The sequence below is a fragment of the Streptomyces sp. NPDC047453 genome (assembly GCF_040643155.1).
In the GTDB taxonomy this organism is placed as follows: domain Bacteria; phylum Actinomycetota; class Actinomycetes; order Streptomycetales; family Streptomycetaceae; genus Streptomyces.
Map to the genome: position 1 here is coordinate 14744 of NZ_JBEYTS010000017.1, position 16803 is coordinate 31546.

15 protein-coding genes are annotated in these 16803 nt (G+C 73.1%); 12 read left to right on the plus strand and 3 right to left on the minus strand.

Features of this window, described 5'->3' with window-relative positions; genetic code table 11:
- Positions 1-91: 91 nt before the first annotated feature.
- The 5 genes from rimO (at position 92) to ABZ818_RS17540 (ending at position 4037) form a co-directional block, all read left to right on the plus strand.
- Positions 92-1564 (plus strand): 30S ribosomal protein S12 methylthiotransferase RimO, encoded by a 1473-nt coding sequence (gene rimO, locus ABZ818_RS17520; protein WP_361415158.1) that lies wholly within the window; start codon positions 92-94, stop codon positions 1562-1564.
- Positions 1561-2397, plus strand: coding sequence for a CDP-diacylglycerol--glycerol-3-phosphate 3-phosphatidyltransferase (pgsA, locus tag ABZ818_RS17525; protein ID WP_361415160.1), 837 nt, complete (start codon positions 1561-1563; stop codon positions 2395-2397). Before rimO ends, pgsA begins: the two co-directional genes overlap by 4 nt.
- The gene (locus ABZ818_RS17530) at positions 2394-2939 is read left to right on the plus strand and encodes a CinA family protein (protein WP_361415162.1); all 546 of its coding nucleotides are present in this window, start codon (positions 2394-2396) and stop codon (positions 2937-2939) included. The genes pgsA and ABZ818_RS17530 overlap by 4 nt, the downstream gene beginning before the upstream one ends.
- A 109-nt stretch (positions 2940-3048) precedes the next feature.
- The gene (locus ABZ818_RS17535; RefSeq protein ID WP_100570760.1) at positions 3049-3426 is read left to right on the plus strand and encodes a helix-turn-helix transcriptional regulator; all 378 of its coding nucleotides are present in this window, start codon (positions 3049-3051) and stop codon (positions 3424-3426) included.
- Between the two features lie 212 nt (positions 3427-3638).
- Positions 3639-4037, plus strand: coding sequence for a hypothetical protein (locus ABZ818_RS17540; RefSeq protein WP_361415347.1), 399 nt, complete (start codon positions 3639-3641; stop codon positions 4035-4037).
- Between the two features lie 33 nt (positions 4038-4070).
- Here the strand turns inward: ABZ818_RS17540 and ABZ818_RS17545 are convergent, their stop codons facing one another.
- Positions 4071-4916: a DNA-formamidopyrimidine glycosylase family protein gene (locus tag ABZ818_RS17545; protein ID WP_361415164.1), complete on the minus strand. Its 846-nt coding sequence runs from the start codon at positions 4914-4916 to the stop codon at positions 4071-4073.
- Between the two features lie 53 nt (positions 4917-4969).
- Complete coding sequence (locus ABZ818_RS17550; RefSeq protein ID WP_361415166.1) at positions 4970-9916, minus strand: ATP-dependent helicase; 4947 nt, start codon at positions 9914-9916, stop codon at positions 4970-4972.
- A gap of 113 nt (positions 9917-10029) precedes the next feature.
- On the opposite strand from ABZ818_RS17550, the gene ABZ818_RS17555 reads away from it, so the two are divergent.
- From ABZ818_RS17555 to ABZ818_RS17565, 3 genes are read left to right on the plus strand one after another with little or no spacing between them, the layout of a single operon-like run.
- Positions 10030-10995 carry an AraC family transcriptional regulator gene (locus tag ABZ818_RS17555; RefSeq protein ID WP_361415168.1) on the plus strand — a complete coding sequence of 322 codons (966 nt, stop codon included), beginning with the start codon at positions 10030-10032 and terminating at the stop codon, positions 10993-10995.
- A complete protein-coding gene (locus tag ABZ818_RS17560) occupies positions 10896-11642 on the plus strand; it encodes an AzlC family ABC transporter permease (RefSeq protein ID WP_361415170.1) in 747 nt (248 codons plus the stop codon). The genes ABZ818_RS17555 and ABZ818_RS17560 overlap by 100 nt, the downstream gene beginning before the upstream one ends.
- On the plus strand, positions 11639-11947 hold the full coding sequence (locus tag ABZ818_RS17565) for an AzlD domain-containing protein (RefSeq protein WP_100570754.1): 309 nt from the start codon (positions 11639-11641) through the stop codon (positions 11945-11947). Before ABZ818_RS17560 ends, ABZ818_RS17565 begins: the two co-directional genes overlap by 4 nt.
- Before the next feature lie 33 nt (positions 11948-11980).
- Here ABZ818_RS17565 and ABZ818_RS17570 read toward each other — a convergent pair whose 3' ends face one another.
- Entirely contained in the window at positions 11981-12925 is a 945-nt protein-coding gene (locus ABZ818_RS17570) for a hypothetical protein (protein ID WP_361415172.1), read from the minus strand.
- An 80-nt stretch (positions 12926-13005) separates the two neighbouring features.
- On the opposite strand from ABZ818_RS17570, the gene ABZ818_RS17575 reads away from it, so the two are divergent.
- The 4 genes from ABZ818_RS17575 to recX all read left to right on the plus strand — a co-directional run bounded on the left by ABZ818_RS17575 (position 13006) and on the right by recX (position 16730).
- Complete coding sequence (locus ABZ818_RS17575) at positions 13006-13200, plus strand: DUF3046 domain-containing protein (RefSeq protein ID WP_361415174.1); 195 nt, start codon at positions 13006-13008, stop codon at positions 13198-13200.
- 60 nt (positions 13201-13260) lie between these two features.
- Positions 13261-14487, plus strand: a complete 1227-nt coding sequence (locus ABZ818_RS17580) for an AI-2E family transporter (protein ID WP_361415176.1) — start codon at positions 13261-13263, stop codon at positions 14485-14487.
- 284 nt (positions 14488-14771) lie between these two features.
- On the plus strand, positions 14772-15887 hold the full coding sequence (gene recA / locus ABZ818_RS17585) for a recombinase RecA (RefSeq protein WP_361415178.1): 1116 nt from the start codon (positions 14772-14774) through the stop codon (positions 15885-15887).
- A 3-nt stretch (positions 15888-15890) separates the two neighbouring features.
- Positions 15891-16730 (plus strand): recombination regulator RecX, encoded by an 840-nt coding sequence (gene recX, locus ABZ818_RS17590; protein WP_361415180.1) that lies wholly within the window; start codon positions 15891-15893, stop codon positions 16728-16730.
- The last annotated feature ends 73 nt before the right edge of the window (positions 16731-16803 follow it).

Genomic DNA, 16803 nt, shown 5'->3' on the forward strand with positions numbered 1-16803 from the left:
AGGGCCGAACAGACAGGCGAGTACGGGGTTGGCCAAGATCGGCCAACCCCGTCGACTTGGGCGGTCGGAGAGACAAAGTAGTCTTGAGCCCATGCCTGAACGCCGTACCGTCGCACTCGTCACTCTCGGCTGCGCCCGTAACGAGGTGGACTCGGAGGAGCTCGCAGGCCGTTTGGAGGCGGACGGCTGGCAGCTCGTGGAGGACGCCGCGGAAGCGGACGTCGCCGTGGTCAACACCTGTGGCTTCGTGGAGGCCGCCAAGAAGGACTCCGTCGACGCCCTCCTCGAGGCCAACGACCTCAAGGACCACGGCAGAACGCAGGCGGTGGTCGCGGTCGGCTGCATGGCCGAGCGCTACGGCAAGGAGCTCGCCGAGGCCCTCCCGGAGGCCGACGGCGTGCTCGGCTTCGACGACTACGCGGACATCTCCGACCGCCTCCAGACGATCCTGAGCGGCGGCATCCACGCCGCGCACACCCCGCGCGACCGCCGCAGGCTCCTGCCGATCAGCCCGGCCGAGCGGCAGGACGCCGGCACGGAGGTGGCCATTCCGGGGCACGGCCCCACGGACCTCCCGGAAGGTGTCGCCCCGGCCTCCGGCCCGCGCGCTCCGCTGCGCCGCCGCCTGGACGGCGCCCCGGTCGCCTCGGTCAAGCTCGCCTCCGGCTGCGACCGGCGCTGCTCCTTCTGCGCCATCCCGTCCTTCCGCGGCTCGTTCATCTCCCGCCGCCCGAGCGATGTGCTGAACGAGACGCGGTGGCTGGCCGAGCAGGGCGTCAAGGAGATCATGCTGGTCTCCGAGAACAACACCTCCTACGGCAAGGACCTCGGCGACATCCGCCTCCTGGAGTCCCTGCTGCCCGAGCTCGCCGAGGTCGAGGGCATCGAGCGGGTGCGGGTGAGCTACCTCCAGCCGGCCGAGATGCGTCCCGGGCTGATCGACGTCCTGACCTCCACCCCGAAGGTCGTCCCCTACTTCGACCTGTCGTTCCAGCACTCCGCGCCCGGCGTGCTGCGCGCCATGCGCCGCTTCGGCGACACCGACCGCTTCCTGGAGCTGCTCGACACCATCCGCTCAAAGGCCCCCGAGGCCGGCGTGCGGTCCAACTTCATCGTCGGCTTCCCCGGCGAGAGCGATGCCGACCTGGCCGAGCTCGAGCGGTTCCTGAACGGCGCGCGGCTGGACGCCATCGGCGTCTTCGGCTACTCCGACGAGGAGGGCACGGAGGCGGCGACGTACGACGGCAAGCTCGACGAAGACGTCGTCGCCGAGCGGCTGGCGCGTGTCTCCCGGCTGGCCGAGGAACTCGTCTCCCAGCGGGCCGAGGAGCGCGTCGGTCAGACGGTGAACGTGCTGGTCGAGTCCGTGGATGCCGAGGAGGGCGTCCGCGGCCGGGCGGCGCACCAGGCACCGGAGACGGACGGCCAGGTACTGCTCGTCGGCGGCGAGGGCCTGGACGTCGGTCGTATGGTCGAGGCGAAGGTGGTCGGTACGGAAGGTGTCGACCTGGTGGCCCAGCCGCTGGCGGTCGCGTTCGCGTGGAGCGAGGAGGCGGACAGATGACGGGAGTCCCGGCATCCGCCGCGGGCGGCTCCTCGGGCGCACAGGGGAGGGGCACGGGGGCGGCCTCGCGCCGCGCCGGTGCCGACGGGGCTTCGGGCGCTTCCCGCGCCTCCCAGGTCTCCCGTCCTGCCGCTTCCGCCACTCCTGCCGGTTCCGGTGCGACGGACGCGACGGGTGAGACCGCGACGGCGCACGGCTCCGGCAAGGCACCGCGGGGCGGGAAGATCGCGGCCGCCGCCGTGAACCAGGCGAGTGTGTGGAACGTCGCCAACCTGCTGACCATGCTCCGGCTGCTGCTCGTGCCCTGCTTCGTGGCCCTGATGCTGGCCGAGGGCGGGTACGACCCGGCGTGGCGGTCGCTGGCCTGGGCGGCCTTCGCCATCGCCATGATCACCGACCTGTTCGACGGCCATCTGGCGCGGACGTACGACCTCGTCACCGACTTCGGGAAGATCGCCGATCCCATAGCCGACAAGGCGATCATGGGCGCGGCGCTGATCTGCCTCTCCGGACTCGGCGATCTGCCCTGGTGGGTGACCGGGGTGATTCTGGGCCGGGAACTGGGGATCACGCTCCTGCGCTTCCTCGTCATCCGATACGGCGTCATCCCCGCGAGCCGCGGCGGCAAGCTGAAGACGCTCACGCAGGGCGTGGCCGTCGGGATGTACGTACTGGCGCTGACGGGCTGGCTGGCCACGTTGAGGTTCTGGGTGATGGCCGCGGCGGTCGTGCTGACCGTGGTCACGGGCCTCGACTATGTGAGACAGGCCATCGTGCTGCGCAGGCAGGGAATCGCCGAGCAGCGTGCCGCGTTGGAGGAGTCGCAAGCGTGAGTTCGCCGGCCGTCGACGTAGTGAGACTACTCACGGTGAGGGGCGAGACGGTCGCCGTGGCCGAGTCGCTGACCGGTGGCCTGGTCGCGGCGGAGATCACCGCGGTGCCGGGGGCATCGAAGGTGTTCCGGGGCTCGGTCACCGCCTACGCCACCGAGCTCAAGCACCGGCTGCTCGGTGTCGACGCCACCCTGCTGGCCGAGCGGGGAGCGGTGGATCCGCAGGTCGCGGCCCAGATGGCGGCCGGGGTGCGGAAGGCCCTGGAAGCCGACTGGGGCATCGCGACCACCGGCGTCGCCGGCCCCGACCCCCAGGACGGGCAGCCGGTCGGGACGGTCTTCGTGGCCGTGGCCGGTCCGCGCGTGACGGAAACCGGCGCCGAACGTGGCGGGAAAACGTCCGCACTGCGGTTGAACGGTGGCCGGGCGGAAATTCGTATGGAGAGTGTACGGAGCGTGCTCGCACTGCTTTTGGAGCAGATCGCGGGCGAACAGACCGGAAATGAGCGGGCACAGGATACGGAACGGAACGGGGGGTTTTGATGTTTGCAGCCCTGAGTGAACACGACATCGCTCCCCGCACGGCCGCGGCGCAAGGCGGTACGGTGGGGCGTGAAGGATGCGGCTACGCGGTCCGAGGAGGGAGCCACCGATGATTCTGCTCCGTCGCCTGCTGGGTGACGTGCTGCGTCGGCAGCGCCAGCGCCAGGGCCGTACTCTGCGCGAAGTCTCCTCGTCCGCCCGAGTCTCGCTCGGCTATCTATCCGAGGTGGAGCGGGGGCAGAAGGAGGCTTCCTCCGAGCTGCTCGCCGCCATCTGCGACGCGCTGGACGTACGGATGTCCGAGCTCATGCGGGAAGTGAGCGACGAGCTCGCCCTCGCCGAGCTGGCCCAGTCTGCTGCGGCCACCGAGCCCGTGCCCACGCCGGTTCGCCCGATGCTGGGTTCCGTGTCGGTGACCGGTGTGCCACCGGAACGGGTGACCATCAAGGCGCCCGCCGCCGAGGCGGTGGACGTGGTCGCCGCGTGACCTGTCGCACGAGCGCGTGAACCTACGCACACGTGAGTGAGGCCCCGGCCGGGGCTTCTCCGGGGAGACCCGGAGGGGCGCGGCCGGGGCCTTCATCTTGTCCGGGGGTTTACGGCGGGCTTCGCCGCGCCCGTTTGCCGGTGCCGGGCGGTGCCGCCATCGTGGAGGCCAGTGCGGCGGTCCGGCGTCGGCTGGAGGTGGCGGTGGGTGCGATGGCGGGGCCGATAGTGCGCTGGGGGGCCGCTCTGGGGCTCGGCGCGGTGTGGTGGTGGGCGGTGCTGCGGCTGCTGCTGTCGGGCGAGGCGGGGGTGCTGGAGGGGGCCGTCACGGCCGGGGGATGGGGTCTGAGCCTGCTGCCCGTGCACTGCGTGCCCAAGGAGGGCCGCAGGGTGGGGCCGAAGCAAGAGCCGGACGTGGGGCCGGACGTGGAGGTGGACAAGGGACCTGAGGCGCCGGCGCCCGCGGACGGCGGTGGGGCGTTGTTCCCCGCCTCCGGAGGGTGGCCGTACGGCGTTCTCGGTGGGCCGCCGTCCGCCGACGGGGGATGGCCGTTCGGCGCCGCGACGGCATCGCCGCCTCACCGTTCGGACGAGGAATCCGGGACGTCGTAAAGACGGGACGGGTCAAGCGGTGGCGCGGTGATATCAGCCGGTGGTGCGGTGATAGCGGTCCCGCCACCTCTGCGCGGTGCCCGGCGGCGGTGCGGGGCCTGCCTGGCAGCTCGGACACCAGAACGTGGGCCGCTCCTGGGAGCCGTCGCCCTGGTCGGCCACCCGGACGGAGGTGCCGCAGCGCAGACAGGGGCGCGGCGCCCGGCCGTACACGAACAGGTCCTGGCCCCGCAGGCCGGTGGTCCGGCGGACGACGCGGTCGCGGTTGGCCTCCAGGAGCCTCTTGGCCAGGGCGGGCAGCTTCGCGGCGCGGTCGGCGGGCAGGGCGCCCACCGGCAGCCACGGGGTCACGCCGAGCAGGAAGCACAGCTCGCTCTTGTAGACGTTGCCGATGCCGGCGAGATTGCGCTGGTCGAGCAGGGCCTCCCCGAGCGGGCGGCCCGGGTCGGCCAAGAGGTTGGCCAGGGCCAGGTCGGGGTCCCAGTCGGGGCCGAGGAGGTCCGGGCCGAGGTGGGCGACGGTGCGGTCCTCCTCCGAGGTGCGCAGCAGCTCCAGGACCTGGAGGCGGTATCCGACGGCCGCGCGGTCGGCGGTGCCGAGCACGGCGCGGATCTGGTGGCCGGGGCCGCCCTTCCAGCGCTCGCCGGTGCCGTACACCTTCCAGGCGCCCTCCATCAGCAGGTGCGAGTGCAGCGTCAGACCGCCCTCGAAACGAGTGAGCAGGTGCTTGCCACGGGAGACGGCGTCCAGGACGGTCCGGCCGGTGAGGTCGACCGTGGCGTACTTCGGCACCCGGAAGTCGCTGCGGGTCAGCACCTTGCCCGCGAGGGCGTCGTGCAACCGCCTCGCGGTCTGCCAGACCGTGTCGCCTTCGGGCATGGGTCAAGGGTGACACGTACGGGTGCGCGTGGAGGTGGCTCCCGCTGCCCGGATCAGGCGCGCAGGCGCAGTCCGCGCGGGGTCGCTATGAAACCCGCTCCTTCCAGGAGGGCGCCGAGGGGGGAGGTCAGGGCCGATGCCCCGTTGATCCGCTCCACCGTCACCGTGCCCAGCGAGCCCGCGCGGGCGGCCGCGGCGAGCGCCGCGGCGGCCGCCCGCAGACGCGGGTCGTCACCGGCCTCGCCGTCCGGGTCGGCCGGCCAGGCCAGCAGCGTCTTGCCGCCGCGCTCCATGTACAGCGCCAGTTCGCCGTCGACGAGCACCACCAGGGAGCCGGCCTTGCGGCCCGGCTTGTGTCCCGCGCCGGTCGGCGGCTCGGGCCAGGACAGGGCGGCGCCGTAGGCGTTCGCGGGGTCGGCGGCGGCGAGGACGACCCCTCGGGGCCCGGCGTCGGCGGTACGGGCACGGTGGTCACCGAAGCCGTTGCCGTACGGGAAGGCCGACCCGCCGCCCCTCGGGCCACCGCGACCCGGTGCGGCCAGGTCCCGGGGCGAGACGTAGTCACCGGGGGCCGGGCGGCCGGAGTCCAGCCAGTCGACGTCGCCGCCGAAGTCGCCGCCGAGGCCACCGTCGAAGTCACCGCCGAGTTCGGCGGCGGGGAAGCCGGAGTCGATGCCACCGGGGCCCCGGGAGCCGTCGGGGGAGCCGAAGCCGTCGGGACCACCGCCTCCGGAGACCACGCCGGGCAGCCCCTCGCCCCGCTCACGGGCGTTCGCCACCGCGCGCAGCCGGTCCACCGCGCCGTCCATCGCGAACTGCGCGGCACCCAGGCCCTCCACCACATAGCCCCGCCGGGCCTGGCCGCTGTCCTCGAAGGCGGACAGGACCCGGTACACCGCCGAGAAGCCACCCTCGACGCCCTCCGCCCCCACCGCGCCCCGCGTGACCACGCCGTGCCGGTCGAGGAGCGTACGGGCCAGGGCGTGGGCGCGCACGGTGGGGTCGGGGTCGCGGACCGGCAGCAACGACCAGCGGCCGGCGACGGTCGGCGGGCCGCTGCGGGACGCGGTGCGGGCGGCGGCCGTCAGCGATCCGTAACGCCCGCGCGGGACCGCGCGCTTGGCCCGGTGCGCGGTGGAACCCGCGGTGCGGCCCGAGCCCAGCAGGGAGCGCATCGGGGCGAGCGTGTCGTTGGTGAGCCGTCCGGACCACGCCAGGTCCCACAGCGCGTCGGCCAGTTGGGGATCCGTGGCCTCGGGGTGGGTGGTCGCGCGGACCTGGTCGGCGATCTGACGGAAGAACAGGCCGTATCCGCCGGAGAGGGAGTCCAGGACCGACTGGTGGAGCGCGGTCGGTTCCAGCGGGTGCGGGGGCGGCAGGAGCATCGGCGCCGTGTCCGCCAGGAACAGGGAGACCCAGCCGTCCTTTCCGGGCAGCGCGCCCGCGCCCGCCCACACCACCTCGCCGGCCGCGGTGAGTTCGTCCAGCATCGACGGGGTGTAGTTCGTCACGCGGGACGGCAGGACCAGCTTCTCCAGCGCGGAGGCGGGCACGGACGCGCCCTGCAACTGTTCGACGGCGCGCACCAGTCCGTCGACGCCGCGCAGTCCGTGCCCCTTGCCGATGTGCTGCCACTGGGGCAGGAACTGCGCGAGCGCGGCCGGCGGCACCGGCTCCAGCTCGTGCCGCAGCGCGGCCAGCGAGCGCCGGCGCAGCCGACGCAGCACGGTCGCGTCGCACCACTCCTGGCCGATGCCGGCCGGATGGAACTCGCCCTGTACGACACGGCCGCCCGCGGCGAGCCGCTGGAGCGCGCCCTCGGTGACCGCCACGCCCAGGCCGAAGCGGGCGGCGGCCGCCGCCGACGTGAACGGGCCGTGGGTGCGGGCGTAGCGCGCCAGCAGGTCGCCCAACGGGTCCTTCACCGGCTCGGTGAACGCCTCCGGGACGCCCACCGGCAGCGCGGTGCCGAGCGCGTCGCGCAGCCGGCCCGCGTCCTCGATCGCGGCCCAGTGGTCGGCACCGGCGATCCGGACCCGGATGGCCCGGCGCGCCCCGGCCAGCTCCCGCGCCCAGCCGGGCTCGGCGCCCCGCTCGGCCAGCTCGGCCTCCGAGAGCGGACCGAGCATCCGCAGTACGTCGGCGACGCCTTCGACGTCCTTCACACGGCGGTCCTCGGACAGCCACTGAAGCTCGCGCTCCAGCTCCACCAGCACCTCGGCGTCGAGCAGTTCGCGCAGCTCCGCCTGGCCCAGCAGCTCGGCCAGCAACCGCGAGTCCAGCGACAGCGCGGCGGCGCGGCGCTCGGCGAGCGGCGAGTCACCCTCGTACAGGAACTGGGCGACGTACCCGAAGAGCAGCGAACGCGCGAAGGGGGACGGCTCGGGGGTGGTGACCTCGACCAGGCGCACCCTGCGCGACTCGACGTCGCCCATCAGCTCGACCAGGCCCGGCACGTCGAAGACGTCCTGGAGGCATTCGCGGACCGCCTCCAGCACGATCGGGAACGAGCCGAACTCGCTCGCCACCTGGAGCAGTTGGGCGGCGCGCTGGCGCTGCTGCCACAACGGGGTGCGCCTGCCCGGGTTGCGGCGCGGCAGCAGCAGTGCGCGGGCGGCGCACTCGCGGAAGCGGGAGGCGAACAGGGCCGAGCCGCCCACCTGGTCGGTGACGATCCGGTCGACCTCGCCCTTGTCGAAGGTGACGTCCGCGGCCCCGACGGGCGCCTGCTCCGCGTCGTACTCCAGGCCGGCCTTCACCGGCTCCTGGTCGAGCAGGTCCAGGCCCATCAGATCGGCGTCGGGCAGGCGCAGCACGATGCCGTCGTCGGCGTGCATCACCTGCGCGTCCATGCCGTACCGCTCGGACAGGCGGGCGCCGAGCGCCAGCGCCCAGGGGGCGTGCACCTGGGCGCCGAAGGGGGAGTGCACCACGACCCGCCAGTCGCCCAGCTCGTCGCGGAAGCGCTCCACGACGATCGTCCGGTCGTCGGGGACGTGCCCGCAGGCCGCGCGCTGCTCCTCCAGGTACGACAGGACGTTGTCCGCGGCCCACGCGTCGAGGCCGGCGGCCAGCAGACGCAGCCGGGCGTCCTCCTCCGGCAGGGAGCCGACCTCGCGCAGGAACGCGCCCACCGCACGGCCCAGCTCCAGCGGGCGGCCCAGCTGGTCGCCCTTCCAGAACGGCAGCCGGCCCGGCACGCCCGGCGCGGGCGAGACCAGGACCCGGTCGCGCGTGATGTCCTCGATGCGCCAGGAACTGGTGCCGAGCGTGAAGACGTCGCCGACCCGGGACTCGTAGACCATCTCCTCGTCCAGCTCACCGACCCGGCCGCCGCCCTTCTTGGGGTCCGAGCCGGCGAGGAACACCCCGAACAGGCCGCGGTCGGGGATCGTGCCCCCGGAGGTGACGGCGAGGCGCTGCGCGCCGGGGCGGCCGGTGATCGTGCCCGCGACGCGGTCCCACACCACGCGCGGGCGCAGCTCCGCGAACGCGTCCGACGGGTAGCGCCCGGCGAGCATGTCCAGGACGGCCGTGAACGCCGACTCCGGCAGTGAGGCGAACGGCGCCGCCCGGCGGACCAGGGCGAGCAGGTCGTCCAGCTGCCAGGTGTCCATCGCCGTCATCGCCACGAGCTGCTGGGCGAGGACGTCCAGCGGGTTGGCGGGCACCTTGAGGGACTCGATGGAGCCGGAGCGCATCCGCTCGGTGACCACCGCGGCCTGGACCAGGTCGCCGCGGTACTTCGGGAAGACCACGCCGGTGGAGACCGCGCCGACCTGGTGTCCCGCGCGGCCGACCCGTTGCAGTCCGGAGGCCACGGACGGCGGGGACTCGACCTGGACGACGAGGTCGACGGCGCCCATGTCGATGCCCAGCTCCAGGCTGGAGGTGGCGACGACCGCGGGGAGCCGGCCCGCCTTGAGGTCCTCCTCGACCAGGGCGCGCTGCTCCTTGGAGACCGAGCCGTGGTGCGCGCGGGCGATGACCGGCGGCGCGCCGTGCGCCGCGCCGGAGCCGCCCATCAGCTCGGCGGGGGAGTGGTGTTCGTCCAGGGACTCGCCGGTCGCCCGCTCGTAGGCGATCTCGTTGAGCCGGTTGCACAGGCGCTCGGCGAGCCGGCGGGAGTTGGCGAACACGATCGTCGAGCGGTGCGCCTGGACCAGGTCGGTGATCCGCTCCTCGACATGCGGCCAGATCGAGGGCCGCTCCGCCCGGTCGCCGCCGTCGGCGACCGGGGAACCGCCCAGCTCGCCCAGGTCCTCGACGGGGACGACCACCGACAGGTCGAACTCCTTGCCGGACTCCGGCTGGACGATCTCCACCTTGCGGCGGGGCGACAGATAGCGGGCGATCTCGTCGACCGGGCGGACCGTCGCCGACAGGCCGATACGGCGGGCCGGCCTCGGCAGCAGCTCGTCCAGGCGCTCCAGGGACAGCGCGAGGTGCGCGCCGCGCTTGGTGCCGGCCACCGCGTGCACCTCGTCCAGGATCACCGTCTCCACGCCCGTCAGCGCGTCCCGTGTGGCCGAGGTCAGCATCAGGAACAGCGACTCGGGTGTGGTGATCAGGATGTCCGGCGGGCGGGTGGACAGGGCGCGGCGCTCGGCCGCCGGGGTGTCGCCCGAGCGGATGCCGACCTTCACCTCCGGTTCGGGCAGGCCGCGGCGGACGGACTCCTGGCGGATACCGGTCAGCGGGCTGCGCAGGTTGCGCTCCACGTCCACGGCGAGGGCCTTGAGCGGGGAGACGTACAGCACCCGGCAGCGCTTCTTCGGATCGGCCGGGGGTGGGGTGGAGGCGAGCTGGTCGAGCGCGGCGAGGAAGGCGGCGAGGGTCTTGCCGGAGCCGGTCGGGGCGACGACCAGCACGTCCGAGCCCTCACCGATGGCCTGCCACGCCCCCGCCTGGGCGGCGGTGGGCGCGGAGAAGGCCCCCGTGAACCAGCCGCGGGTCGCGGGGGAGAAGCCGTCGAGGGCCCGGTGTGCGTCGCTGACCATGAATCCATCGTGCACCCGGCCACTGACAACGCCCTGCGACCTGGGCGTGCCCTCGGTCGCCCAAGGCGGCCCCGACACTGGTGGAGCCGCGCCGACCACGGAGAATCGGGGGTATGGCGGCAGCGGGTGAGGAGCGGGCGCGGCACTGGCAGTACGAGGAACTGCCCGGTGTCGATCTGCTGCGGGCCCGCTACGTCCGCAAGGAGTTCGTGCGGCACACCCACGAGCACTTCGTGATCGCCGCCGTCGTCGAGGGCGTGGAGGTGTTCCACCACGGGGGGTCCGACCAGTACGCGGGCCCGGGGATGCTGGCGCTGGTCAATCCCGACACACCGCACACAGGACGGGCGGCGGTGCCCGAGGGGTGGCGGTACGGCGCGGTGTATCCGTCGCCGGAGCTGGTCGCCGAGATCGCCGCGGAGACCACGGGCATTCGCGGGACGCCGGGCTTCGTCCGTCCCGTGTTCGACGATCCGTACGCCGTCGAGCTGGTGCACCAGGTGCTGCGGGCCACGGACGAGGGCAACGCGCTGGCCGCCGACACCCTGCTGCGGGTCGCCGTGACGCGGCTGCTGCGGCTCAATGGCGGGACGCTGCCGCAGCGGGAGATACGGACGGCGGGCGCGAGGACCGCGGCACGCGCGCGTGCCGTCCTGGAGGAGCGGATGGCCGAGCCGCCCAGCCTGGAGAGGCTGGCGGCCGACCTGGGCAGCAGCCCGTTCGCGCTGCTGCGGGCCTTCCGCAACGCCTACGGAATGCCGCCGCACACCTGGCTGACCGACGCCCGGGTGCGCCGGGCCAGACGGCTGCTGGACGCGGGCACCGCGCCCTCCGAGGCCGCCGTCGCCGTCGGCTTCACCGACCAGTCGCACCTGAGCCGGCACTTCACCCGGATCGTGGGCGTGCCCCCGGGCGCCTACCAGCGCGAGCGCAAGAACGTACAAGACTCCGGGGCCCGGCTCTTCCTACCCTCGACGCCGTGGCAGAACAGACAGCTCTCGCAGACATACGCGCCGACGACGGAGGAAAGCCCGACGCCGCCGTCGTACGGGACGCCCTGGGGGTCGGGGTCGCCGTAGGACTGTCCGGGTTCGCCTTCGGGGTGACCTCGGCGGGCAGCGGTCTCACGCTCTGGCAGACGTGTGCGCTCAGCCTGCTGGTGTTCACCGGGGCCTCCCAGTTCGCGCTGGTGGGGGCGCTGGCCGCCGGAGGCAACCCGTACACGGCGGCCGCGGGCGCCTTCTTCCTGGGCGTGCGCAACGCCTTCTACGGGCTGCGCCTGTCGCAGCTGCTGGCCCTCCCGCGCGCGGTACGGCCGTTCGCGGCCCAATGGGTCATCGACGAGACCACCGCCGTGACGCTGGCCCAGCCCACGCGGCGCAGCGCGCGGATCGGCTTCACCGTCACCGGGGTCACCCTCTACGTGCTGTGGAACCTCACCACGCTGCTGGGCGCGCTGGGCGCCAAGGCCCTCGGCGACACCGACGCGTGGGGCCTGGACGCGGCCGGGCCGGCCGTGTTCCTGGCGCTGCTGGCGCCGATGCTGAAGACCGCCACCGAGCGGGCCGTCGCCGCTCTGGCCGTACTGCTCGGGCTCGGTCTGCTGCCCGTGCTGCCGGCCGGGGTGCCGGTCCTGGCGGCCGCGCTCGCCGCGCCGGCCGTGCTGTACCTGCGGGGCCGCCGCGGGAGCGGCGCCCGTGACGACGTACGAGAGGGAGATCGTTGAACATCTGGATCGCGGTGGCGGTGACCGCTGTCGGCTGCTACGCCGTCAAGCTGGCCGGGCTGCTCGTTCCGGCGGGTGCCCTGGAGCGGCCGCTGGTGAAGCGGCTCGCCGCGCTGCTGCCCGTCGCCCTGCTGGCCGCGCTCACCGCCCAGCAGACGTTCGCCGACGGGCACACGCTCGTGCTGGACGCGCGGGCGGCCGGGGTCGCGGCCGCCGCCGTGGCGCTGCTGCTGCGGGCACCGTTCCTGGTGGTGGTCGGGGCGGCCGTGCTGGTGACGGCCGGGGTGCGGGCCCTGACGGGGTGAGCCGGGTGAGCCGGGGTGCGTACCGGTGGTGGTTCAGCCGATGGGCCGGCCGTAGGCCCTGAGGGTGCGCAGCGCCTCGATCGTGACCATGGGACGTGCCTCCAGCGCGGTGCCCGGAGCCCAGTGGAGCCACGTGACCGGCCAGCCGCCGTCCTCCTCCTGGCGGCCGGCCAGGTGGTCCAGGGAGCGCTTCATCTCCTCGTCCGTGAACCACGCGCGCGCGAGGGAGCCGGGTGTCCGCGCGTAGTCGTGCGGGAAGTGGTGCTCCCCGGGGGCGTAGCCCGGTGCGACCGGGTAGGCCTCCGGCCGCTCCGGGTCCAGCAGCGCCAGGCGCCGATCGCGCACCAGACGGCCGAGCCGGTCCGCGGCCGCACGCGCGCGGGTGCGGTCGGGTGCCGAGTCCAGGAAGGTGACGGCCGCCCCGATCTCGTACGGGTGGGAGGTCGCCAGGGACTCGACCCGCTGCCAGCAGAAGTCGGTGGCCCGGAACAGCCAGGCGTGCCACACCTCGTTGCGGTGCAGCAGGCCCACCACCGGTCCGGTGGCCAGGAGATCGCTCGGCGGGTCGTCCACGATCGGCACGAAGGGGGCCGCCGGATAGCCGCGCTGGCCGGGATGGACCGCGGGCAGCGCGCCGTCGGGAGTGGAGACGGAGGTCAGGTAGCGGCACACGCGCTCCACCCGCTGTCCGCCGCAGCGGCCGACGGTGTCCAGCACACGCAGCGCGTGCGCGGTGTGCAGCGGCTGGCTGACGGGGCCGCGCAGATCGGGCTCCAGCGCGTGACCGTACCCGCCGTCCTCGTTGCGGTAGGCGTCCAGCGCGGTCTCGACCGGATCCGCGCCGCCGTTCAGGAAGTGGTACGCGAACAGCCGCTGCTCCAGCACGCGCGCGGTGAGCCACACGAAGTGCTCGGCGCGGAACAGCGGGGAGGATGCCGGGGGCGGCGGGGGAGAAGGGGGAGTTCCGGTCTCGGCCATGCGTCCGACCGTAGGGCGGAAAGCGGTCTCGCCCGGTGGCCCCGGAACGAGGTCACCCGCAGGGGCGGGATACTGGGATCATGCGGTTGACGGTCTTCTGGGAGCGGATGGCGGAGCACTTCGGCACGGGGTACGCCGACACCTTCGCGCGCGACCACGTGATGTCGGAGCTCGGCGGGCGCACGGTGCACGAGGCGCTGGCGGCCGGCTGGGACGCGAAGGACGTGTGGCGCGTGGTGTGCCAGGTCATGAACGTTCCGCGGGAGAGGCACTGACCGGACCCGAGGATCACGGGCCGGTGCCGGGCCGCCGGCGACGTCGGAGAGACTTGCACCGTGGCACCCACTGACGAGACCGGGCAGACGGCCCCGCACGCATCCCCGTTCGCTACGACGCCGCCTCCCCGGACTCCGGTACCGGCCGAGGGCGCAGCAGGGCCCGGCGCCCGCATGCCCCGCTGGCTGCCGCGGGCCATGGTGCTCGCGATCGGCCTCGTCGCCGCCTTCCAGCTCGGCAACTGGGCCTTCCACCAGCTGACCGGCCTGCTCCTCAACGTCCTCATCGCGTTCTTCCTGGCGCTCGCCATCGAGCCCGCGGTCAGCCGCATGGCCGACCGCGGGATGCGGCGGGGGCTCGCGACCTTCCTGGTCTTCCTCGGTCTGGCGATCGCGTCTGCGGGCTTCGTGACGCTGCTCGGCTCGATGCTCGCCGGGCAGATCATCAAGATGGTCGAGGGCTTCCCGGAGTACCTCGACTCCGTCATCAACTGGGTCAACACCACCTTCCACACCGAGCTCAGACGGGTGGATGTGCAGGAGGGCCTGCTCCACTCCGACTGGCTGCGCAAGTACGCGCAGAACAGCGCCGCGGGCGTGCTCGACGTGTCCGCCCAGGTGCTCGGAGGCCTGTTCCGGCTGCTGACGATCGCGCTGTTCTCGTTCTACTTCGCCGCTGACGGTCCGCGGCTGCGCCGCACCATCTGCTCCCTGCTGCCGCCCGCCCGCCAGGCGGAGGTGCTGCGCGCGTGGGAGATCGCGGTCGACAAGACCGGCGGCTATCTGTACTCGCGCGGCCTGATGGCGCTCGTCTCGGGGATCGCCCACTATGTCCTGCTCCAGGCCCTGGGAGTGCCGTACGCGCTCGTGCTCGGTGTCTGGGTGGGCCTGGTCTCGCAGTTCATCCCCACCATAGGGACCTATCTCGCGGGCGCCCTGCCGATGCTGATCGCCTTCACGGTCGACCCCTGGTACGCGCTGTGGGTGCTGGTCTTCGTGGTGGTCTACCAGCAGTTCGAGAACTACATGCTGCAACCCAAGCTGACCGCGCGGACCGTGGACATCCATCCCGCGGTCGCCTTCGCCTCGGTCATCGCTGGCACCGCCCTGCTCGGCGCCGTGGGCGCGCTGATCGCCATTCCCGCGGTCGCCACCCTCCAGGCCTTCCTGGGTGCCTATGTGAAGCGGTACGCCGTCACGGACGACCCCCGCGTCCACGGCCACCGCGGACGCGGTCCGGTACCGGGCCTGCTCGACCGCGCGCGTCGGCTGTGGCGGGCCCGGTAGGGCGTACTCGGCAGGACGTACGGGGCAGGGCGTTGTGGCGTCCTGCCGATGCTTCCCGCGAAGGAGGGTCGTGCTCCGGCGCCGCCGGTGCGCTTGACACGAAAATCGAACATCCATTCTTATGGGAGCTCCGGCGAGGCTCAACGGAAGGGATTTCGCCCCAGTTCGGGGGGAGAAGTGCCTGAGTTATCCACAGGCCGGACGTGCGTCGGGGCGCATTGTCAGTGGCAGGCGTTAGCGTCTTTGACGTGAAGCGATCGACTCAAGCAAACCGGGTGGAACCCATGGCAGGAACCGACCGCGAGAAGGCGCTCGACGCCGCGCTCGCACAGATTGAACGACAATTCGGCAAGGGCGCGGTCATGCGCATGGGCGAGCGGTCGAAGGAGCCGATCGAGGTCATCCCGACCGGGTCGACCGCGCTCGACGTGGCCCTCGGCGTCGGTGGCCTGCCGCGCGGCCGAGTCGTGGAGATCTACGGACCGGAGTCCTCCGGTAAGACGACCCTGACCCTGCACGCGGTGGCGAACGCGCAGAAGGCGGGCGGCCAGGTCGCGTTCGTGGACGCGGAGCACGCCCTCGACCCCGAGTACGCGAAGAAGCTCGGCGTCGACATCGACAACCTGATCCTCTCCCAGCCGGACAACGGCGAGCAGGCCCTGGAGATCGTGGACATGCTGGTCCGCTCCGGCGCCCTCGACCTCATCGTCATCGACTCCGTCGCCGCGCTCGTCCCGCGCGCGGAGATCGAGGGCGAGATGGGCGACAGCCACGTGGGTCTCCAGGCCCGGCTGATGAGCCAGGCTCTGCGTAAGATCACCAGCGCGCTCAACCAGTCCAAGACCACCGCGATCTTCATCAACCAGCTCCGCGAGAAGATCGGCGTGATGTTCGGCTCCCCGGAGACCACGACCGGTGGCCGGGCCCTGAAGTTCTACGCCTCGGTGCGCATCGACATCCGCCGTATCGAGACCCTGAAGGACGGCACGGAGGCGGTCGGCAACCGGACCCGCTGCAAGGTCGTCAAGAACAAGGTCGCGCCGCCCTTCAAGCAGGCCGAGTTCGACATCCTCTACGGCCAGGGCATCAGCCGCGAGGGCGGTCTGATCGACATGGGCGTGGAGCACGGCTTCGTCCGCAAGGCCGGCGCCTGGTACACGTACGAGGGCGACCAGCTCGGCCAGGGCAAGGAGAACGCGCGCAACTTCCTCAAGGACAACCCCGACCTGGCCAACGAGATCGAGAAGAAGATCAAGGAGAAGCTGGGCGTCGGCGTGCGGCCGGAGGAGCCGGCCGCGGAGCCGGGCACGGACGCCGCGGTCACCACCGCCGCGGACGAGGCGGCCAAGACGGCACCCGCCAAGGCCACCAAGCCCAAGGCCGCCTCGGCCAAGAGCTGACCCGTGACACGGCGAACCGACTGGGCCGAGTACGAGCACGAGCACGCGTACGAACACGCCGCCTCCGGTGCCCCGCGGGGGAGGGGCACCGGGGACGCGCTCGGCTCGGGCACGGACGGAGACGGCGTGCACGAGGATGCCGAGCCGGACGGCGGTGTGCCTTGGGACGACGGCGGACAGCGGCGCGCGGGTGGCCCACCCGTGGGTGGTGCGCGCCGGGGCGGCTCGCGTGACGGCGGGTCGCACGGTGGACGCGGACGCCGTCGGCGCGGCTTCGGCGAGGCGTCCGCCGAGGACGGGGGCACCTTCTCCTTGCCGAGGGCTGAGCAGGGGGAGCCTCCGGGGGACCCGGTGGAGCGGGCGCGCGCCATCTGCCTGCGCCTGCTCACTGGGACCCCGCGCACCCGCAAGCAGCTCGCGGACGCCCTGCGCAAGCGGGAGATCCCGGACGAGGCGGCGGAGGAGGTCCTGTCCAGGTTCGAGGAGGTCGGGCTGATCGACGACAGCGCGTTCGCGGATGCCTGGGTGGAGTCCCGGCACCACGGGCGCGGACTGGCCCGGCGCGCGCTCGCCCGGGAGCTGCGGACCAAGGGTGTCGACGCGGCGCTGATCGACGAGGCGGTCGGCCGGCTCGACGCCGATCAGGAGGAGGCCACCGCGCGCGAGCTCGTCGCCCGCAAACTGCGCTCCACCCGCGGCCTCGACCGCGACAAAAGGCTGCGCCGCCTCGCCGGGATGCTCGCCCGCAAGGGCTACTCCGAGGGCCTGGCCCTGCGTGTGGTCCGGCAGGCGCTGGAGGAGGAGGGCGAGGACACGGACTTCCTGGCCGACGAGGGGTACTGAGCCGGCGCCCGCCGGGCGGCCGGCGCCGGGAACACGAACACCACGGGGTGCGCAGGCTCGGCGTGCGATTCCG

What these genes read in the sequence shown, in the direction of transcription:
- ABZ818_RS17555 (WP_361415168.1), top strand. Translation starts at nt 10,030, where the DNA reads ATGGCGGCAGCGGGTGAGGAGCGGGCGCGGCACTGGCAGTACGAGGAA.
- ABZ818_RS17535 (WP_100570760.1), top strand. Translation starts at nt 3,049, where the DNA reads ATGATTCTGCTCCGTCGCCTGCTGGGTGACGTGCTGCGTCGGCAGCGC.
- ABZ818_RS17540 (WP_361415347.1), top strand. Translation starts at nt 3,639, where the DNA reads ATGGCGGGGCCGATAGTGCGCTGGGGGGCCGCTCTGGGGCTCGGCGCG.
- ABZ818_RS17575 (WP_361415174.1), top strand. Translation starts at nt 13,006, where the DNA reads ATGCGGTTGACGGTCTTCTGGGAGCGGATGGCGGAGCACTTCGGCACG.
- pgsA (WP_361415160.1), top strand. Translation starts at nt 1,561, where the DNA reads ATGACGGGAGTCCCGGCATCCGCCGCGGGCGGCTCCTCGGGCGCACAG.
- ABZ818_RS17545 (WP_361415164.1), bottom strand. Translation starts at nt 4,916, where the DNA reads ATGCCCGAAGGCGACACGGTCTGGCAGACCGCGAGGCGGTTGCACGAC.
- ABZ818_RS17550 (WP_361415166.1), bottom strand. Translation starts at nt 9,916, where the DNA reads ATGGTCAGCGACGCACACCGGGCCCTCGACGGCTTCTCCCCCGCGACC.
- rimO (WP_361415158.1), top strand. Translation starts at nt 92, where the DNA reads ATGCCTGAACGCCGTACCGTCGCACTCGTCACTCTCGGCTGCGCCCGT.
- ABZ818_RS17570 (WP_361415172.1), bottom strand. Translation starts at nt 12,925, where the DNA reads ATGGCCGAGACCGGAACTCCCCCTTCTCCCCCGCCGCCCCCGGCATCC.
- recA (WP_361415178.1), top strand. Translation starts at nt 14,772, where the DNA reads ATGGCAGGAACCGACCGCGAGAAGGCGCTCGACGCCGCGCTCGCACAG.